This is a genomic window from Pseudomonas sp. (assembly GCF_035512415.1).
In the GTDB taxonomy this organism is placed as follows: domain Bacteria; phylum Pseudomonadota; class Gammaproteobacteria; order Pseudomonadales; family Pseudomonadaceae; genus Aquipseudomonas.
The window spans coordinates 45,914-51,913 of sequence record NZ_DATKDZ010000014.1 but is presented as its reverse complement, the minus strand read 5'-3'; the positions used below and the strand labels follow the sequence as shown (position 1 = coordinate 51,913).

At 52.8% G+C, this 6,000-nt stretch carries 7 protein-coding genes; all 7 read right to left on the bottom strand.

Translation table 11 applies throughout. The features are described 5' to 3' along the window. Positions 1-312 precede the first annotated feature (312 nt). Complete coding sequence (locus tag VMP31_RS08980; RefSeq protein ID WP_325506226.1) at positions 313-807, bottom strand: hypothetical protein; 495 nt, start codon at positions 805-807, stop codon at positions 313-315. 101 nt (positions 808-908) lie between these two features. After that, positions 909-1,334 (bottom strand): hypothetical protein, encoded by a 426-nt coding sequence (locus VMP31_RS08975; protein WP_325506224.1) that lies wholly within the window; start codon positions 1,332-1,334, stop codon positions 909-911. A gap of 109 nt (positions 1,335-1,443) precedes the next feature. Beyond that, the gene (locus VMP31_RS08970) at positions 1,444-1,851 is read right to left on the bottom strand and encodes a hypothetical protein (RefSeq protein ID WP_325506222.1); all 408 of its coding nucleotides are present in this window, start codon (positions 1,849-1,851) and stop codon (positions 1,444-1,446) included. Between the two features lie 83 nt (positions 1,852-1,934). Beyond that, the gene (locus VMP31_RS08965) at positions 1,935-2,429 is read right to left on the bottom strand and encodes a hypothetical protein (protein ID WP_325506220.1); all 495 of its coding nucleotides are present in this window, start codon (positions 2,427-2,429) and stop codon (positions 1,935-1,937) included. A 109-nt stretch (positions 2,430-2,538) separates the two neighbouring features. Continuing rightward, positions 2,539-2,979, bottom strand: coding sequence for a hypothetical protein (locus VMP31_RS08960; protein ID WP_325506218.1), 441 nt, complete (start codon positions 2,977-2,979; stop codon positions 2,539-2,541). A 438-nt stretch (positions 2,980-3,417) separates the two neighbouring features. Continuing rightward, positions 3,418-4,056: a two-component system response regulator NarL gene (gene narL / locus VMP31_RS08955; RefSeq protein WP_325506217.1), complete on the bottom strand. Its 639-nt coding sequence runs from the start codon at positions 4,054-4,056 to the stop codon at positions 3,418-3,420. Continuing rightward, positions 4,053-5,852 (bottom strand): HAMP domain-containing protein, encoded by a 1,800-nt coding sequence (locus VMP31_RS08950; protein WP_325506215.1) that lies wholly within the window; start codon positions 5,850-5,852, stop codon positions 4,053-4,055. Before VMP31_RS08950 ends, narL begins: the two co-directional genes overlap by 4 nt. Between the last annotated feature and the right edge of the window lie 148 nt (positions 5,853-6,000).

Here is a 6,000-nt window from a genome sequence, read left to right as displayed (position 1 = left end):
GAGCAGTTTCAGTCCCTTGTGAACGGTTTTGAATCGAGGCATCGCCCCGCGCCTCCCTGCGATTGAATGAGTCGGAGATTATCAGCCTGCGAATCGGAGGGCAGCAGGTTTTTCTACAGCCTCAACGTTTGGTTAAGGGGCCGGCTTTAGCCGGTCCCAGTGAGCGCAGCGAGCGATTTGAACCAGTAGTTATGGGAGCCTAACTACTTTTCTTCTGGTTCACGGCTGGCTCTTTAGATTTTTTAACGTATTCGGTGGTTGGAGGTGGTGGTGGTGTTTTGTTGTTGTTCTGAACTTTCTTTTCAGTGCCAGTCATTTTGTAATCTCCATGCATACTGTTAATGAAGCAGCGACAGCTAGCCCCCAAGCACTTATAGCAAGCTCTTGGTAGGCCAATTCAAGATTTTTTGATTTTTCATCAATTACTTTTGCAAGCTGTTCTAACGTGCCGACGTAGCAGTTATAGAGATATGTTGACTGAGACTCTGGATCAACGACGGAAAGATATTCAGCAGCTACTCTGCTGCGCGGAAGTACAGGGCATTCTCCAATGCGCAGTGCCAACAAGGAGTGCCCCCATGCGCAGACGATAGAAAATGCCCCCATTAGAAATGCAGTGAGAACGATCCAGTCCGTAGGGCTTTCTGGGCGGAATATGATTCCTTTGTTGATTCCTGCGATTGCAGTAATTGCGGCTATTATTATGGATACAAAAGTTAGAAGTTTTGCGCACTTATTTTCAAAGTGGTCAAATCGAGATTGCTCTTCACTGTAACGATCTTTTAGGTATTCCAGTGTCGTCTTCATAGTGGCTTTGAAGGAATCCTATAACGTTTAAGCTAAGGGGCTGGCTTTAGCCAGTCCCAGTGAGCGAAGCGAACGATTTGAGCGCATTGTTATGTGAGTTCTCAACATTGAGCTATTTTTATTAAGTGATTGGTTGCTGTGTAAATGACAAATAAAGTAGATATAAAAGCGCCCGTCCAAACTGTGATTTTTTCTCTTTGGAACCCCTTCCATGGGTCATGGTCATCAATAAATGAGAGAGAGTTTTTGCATGTGGAATATTTTCCACGAAGCAGTGATTGAAGGTCGTGCAATGGTGAAGATTTGTATTTGTTTCGAAAAAGGGCTAATAAAAATATTACTAGCGTTGAGATTGTGATGATAAGATTTATCAAGGCTGGTATGGATGATGCTGATAATGTCGCCAGGCAGAACCCAGTGGTGGCTATGAATGTTGTAGTGAGGAAGTTTGTGGTGTCTGCAGTATGTCGATCCTTCAAATTTATTAGTCTTTCAATTTCTTCTTTCGTGATTTTCTTATCTGTCACGGTATGTTCCTTGTGAATGTATTCACATAACGTTTGGTTAAGGGGCCGGCTTTAGCCGGTCCCAGCGAGCGGAGCGAGCGATTTGAACCAATTGTTAGGGGATGCAGGTTCATGACTTAGCAGGTGATTTATGCTTCCCTTCAAGTAAAACGGCAGAAATTGCCATAAGTATGGCAATGCAGGCAGCTGCTGCTGCAAGCTCGAGACCCAAGAATGTTTTACTTATATTTCCAGATACGATAGATCCGCCGTACAAATTCTCAATGCCGTGGGAAAGCAGAGCGCCGCCCATTACGATAATCACCAAGGTGCTGGCAAGTTTAATATTGTTTTTTGCCCATGCTAACCATAGGCACAGAACCCCGACTCCACAGTTCGTAGTCAGTTGCCAGACCTCATGGAAGCGGGCGTGAGGTGGCCACTCGGAGTTAAAAACGTGAGAGCTATTAATTTCTAGGGCCGGCACAACAACCGCAAATATCATTACTCCAAGTGTGATAAGGATTCTAGCTATCATGTATTACCCTAACGTTTGGTTAAGGGGCGGGCTTTAGCCCGTCCCAGTGAGCGAAGCGAACGATTTGAACCAATTGTTATGTGTCACAACAGAGATTCTAGAAGTTCGCTCTTGATGCTTTCCGAGGTGCTGGGTAATTGGTTAAGTAGAGCAGCGCCATCATCGCCACAACTATAGTACAAAATAAATTCTCCAGACTCGAATACCACTTTGAATCCAGATAAAACTTTGTAGCCATAATTGATATGGCAGTCCACGTGAGCCTGTACGCTCGCAATATTTTCACCTACTAAGTGATTTGCGGTTAACGCTGAAAGAAGGTCTTCGGCTTGCCATGAGCATCGCTCACCTACTTGAAGATCGAAAGCCAGAGGTACTTCAGCGGGCAAGGTGTCTGCACCAACACTCTCACCATTTGTGAGCAAGAACATTGAAACAACGGTCCCGTCAGTGCAACGCCACTCAATGTCGCCTATATCATCGGTTACCTTTTCGGACTCGAAGTAATACTGAACATTACTTACGCCTGCTAGGGTTTTTCCAATCAGACTTTGGGCTTGAGCCAGGTCGTGAAACATCCGTTCTTCCGAGAATATTTTCCGATTATTCATAGAGACACATAACGTTTGGTTAAGGGGCGGGCTTTAGCCCGTCCCAGTGAGCGAAGCGAGCGATTTGAACCAGTTGTTATGCGTTAACGCGCAAATCTTCACCATTTAAACCTATGAGCATTTTCTCTTTTATATAGCTCTTAAAGCTCATTTTCTTGTTATAAAATTCCAAGGAGTCATGCCAAAAGTCCAGTATCGTGAACTCCTGCTTGGCATCAAATACCGAAGTGTCTCCAGAAAAATTGTGCCCAAATGCTATGTATCTCTTAGGCTCAAATTCAAAGCCTACCTCGTAGAGCTCTTCGAAGTAACAGGGCGTATCAAAAACCTCATACTGACATTCACGAAATGGCCCTGCTCCAATCTCTACAAGGTAGGTAGTGTAACTTTCAGGAAGCCCAGGGTATTTCATCAGTATGTTATTGATTTCCTCAGTCGAAAAAATGGTTCTTTGTCCATTGGTGTCATCAGCTGGATCTTCATGAGATCCCAAAAACTTTAATTCATCTTCGTACATGATTGTTTACGCATAACGTTAAATAGACACCAAATGGTGTGATAACGCTTTTACGGGCGTGGTGGATAACATTCCGTGTCCTATCTGGCCTGCACTCTAGAATGGGCCGTGCAGCGGATGGGGCGTCACAATGGGAAGTTATACACCATGGACGATAAAGCCTTAATTGCTCGGCCAGACTCACTTGAGTCGTGGCTGCATTGACGCCCGTTATATCGGCTTTTACCGCGATCGTCACCAGCCAGGATGGCAAAAAGATGGCATTTTTTGAGGCTCGGCTGGCCGTGGTGGAAAACGCTTTGCGGTTTCCACCCGTTGAGTCAGTAAGTTTGTCGGCGGGCTCTGGGATCGGCTATGCGCCGCTTACCTGTGCAGGATCTGGCTGCTGGTGCGTGAGCCTTCTCGTGGTAACGAGAGAGGACAGCGACGTCGCAACCCCTAGCGCAAATGCTCCATTGCCCAAACCGCCGCTTCCACCCGCGAGCGCAGGCCGAGTTTGTGCAGCAGGTTTTTTACGTGGACCTTGACCGTGCCTTCGGTGATGCCGAGTTTGTGGCCGATAACCTTGTTGCTATGGCCGGCGGCGATGGTTTTCAGGACCTGGCGTTCACGGTCGGTGAGGTCGACCTGCGAGCTGGTGTGGGGTGAGCGCAGCGCCTGGGCGAGGATGCGGGTGAGGGTAGGGCTGACCACCAGGTTGCCTTGCAGGGCGTCGCGAATCGACTGGATCAGCAATTCGGGCTCCATGTCCTTGAGCAGGTAGCCGTCGGCATCCAGGCGCATGGCGTCGCGGATGTCGTCTTCGGAGTCAGACACGGTAAAGATCAGGATCTTGCCGGGGAAGTTGAGTTCGCGCAGGCGTTTCAGGGTTTGCAGGCCGTTCATGGTCGGCATGTTGTTGTCCAGCAGGATCAGCTCCGGTTGCAGCTGGTCGACCAGTTGCAGGGCCTCTTCGCCATGCCCCGCCTCGCCGATAACCTCCAGGTCATCTTCGAGTTCGAGCAGCTGGCGCATGCCGCGGCGCATCATCGGGTGGTCATCGACAAGCAGGATGCTGTGGCGGATCAGCGAGCTCATACAACGCTACCTTCTTCTTGCCGCCCGAGAAACTCGGGGCGGAATTGCAAGTGGATACGGGTGCCCTTGGGCACGCGGGGTTCGATATCGAGTTGGCCATGCAGGCTGCGCGCCCGCTCCTGCATGATGGTCAGACCGTGGTGCTGATGCGGGTCGAAGCCCGCTACCAGGCCACAACCATCGTCTTCGATGGTCAGTTCGACCTGTTCGCCCATTTGCTGCAAGCGCAGCCAGGCGTGTTTGGCCTGGGCATGCCGGGCGCAATTGGACAGCGCCTCGCGGGCGATCTGCAACAGGTGGATCTGCTCGCTGGCCGAGAGCTGAAAGGCCAGGCGGTCGATCTGCAAATCGGCACTGAAGTCGCCACGTTTGGAAAATTCCTGCAGGGTGTCCTTGAGTTCCTGGTCGAGGCCGCCTTCCTGAATTTGCAGGCGGAAGGTGGTCAGCAGTTCGCGCAGTTGCCGGTAGGCGTTGTTTAGGCCGTCGCGCAGTTCGTCGCTGACGCCGCCCAGGGTTTCGGCGTTCTCTCCACGGCGAATCAGGGTTTGCAGGCGGCTGACTTGCAACTTCATATAGGACAGCGCCTGGGCCAGGGAGTCATGCAGCTCGCGGGCGATGATGGTGCGCTCGTCGAGCAGCAGCAGGCGGTTTTCCTGTTCGCGCTGGCGTTTGAGCGACAGCGCCGTGCCGACCAGGTTGGCCAGGGCCTGGATCAGCGCGGTTTCCCAGGCTTCCGGCTTATGGCCGTCGCGGAAGTAGGCTTTCAGTTCGCCCAGGTCGTTGCCCTGGTTGCTGATGCCGAAGGTGACCTGGCTTGGGTTGTTCTTGCGTTCGCAGGTGTCGCAGTCGCTGCGCGCACAGACTTCGCGGGTTTCGCTGCCATGCAGGGCCAGCAGTTGTTCGCTGGGCGCTTGCACGTTGTCTTGCAGGCACAGGGTCAGGCGCAGGCCGGGCAGACGCTGCTGGAAACGGTTGATCAGCTCGTCGAGGCGTTCGGCGTTGGCCTGGCGGGTGGCCAGGCTGCGGCTGCTCTGGTAGAGCAGTTCCAGGGCGGCATTGGTTTGCGCCAAGGTCTGGGTCTTCTGCGCGACCCGGCTTTCCAGGGTGCGGTGCGACTCTTCGATGGCCTCGGCCATGGCGTTGAAACTCTCGGCCATCTGCCCCAGCTCGTCATCCGAGCGGAACTCGACCCGCGCGCCATGATCGCCATTGCGAAAGCGTTCGGCGGCCCGCACCAGTTCCTGCAGTGGGCTGATCACATTGAGCTGCAGTTCGTACATGCCCACCAGCAGGATGATCACGGTAAGCAGCAGGGCCGCGCCCTGGATGCTCTGTTGCCAGCCCTGACGGCGCTCGCTCTGTTTCTGCAGGAGCATGACGAAATGCTCCAGTTGGGCGACGAAGTTTTCGCTGTGCTGCTGGAAGGCGGCTTTGTCGCCGCGATCCAGAGCCGGGCGCAGCTGTTCCTGCCATAGCCGATGAATATCGCGGTAGGCGCTGGGTATTGGCGCGTTCGGGCTGCCGCTGATGTGCTGCTGCAGGCTGCCGTCCAGGCGCTGCTGCAGGTCGTCGCGCAGCGCGGCGATGCTGTCCGCGGGCGCAGCGGCCTCCAGTTTCCAGTTCAGGCGGTAGGTGGCCATGCGCAGGGAACCGGCGGTATTGATCGCCGCCGCATCGTCCTCGCTGAACCAGGCGATCAGCCCGGCGCTGAGCGAGCTGCCCAGGGCCAATATGGCGATCAGGGTCACTGCCAAGCCGGCCCTGACCGGCAGTGAACTGCGCATCCATCTCAACATCGCACTGACTACCTCTAAAGAACTCGAGCGGCCTGCGGGGCTGCGGGCACGGATTTACATTATTTATAACTATATGTTTTTAAAGGACTTCTATTATAAAAATCGGGCTACCACTTAAGAGGTAGACGGGGTTAGGGCTGGCCAAAAC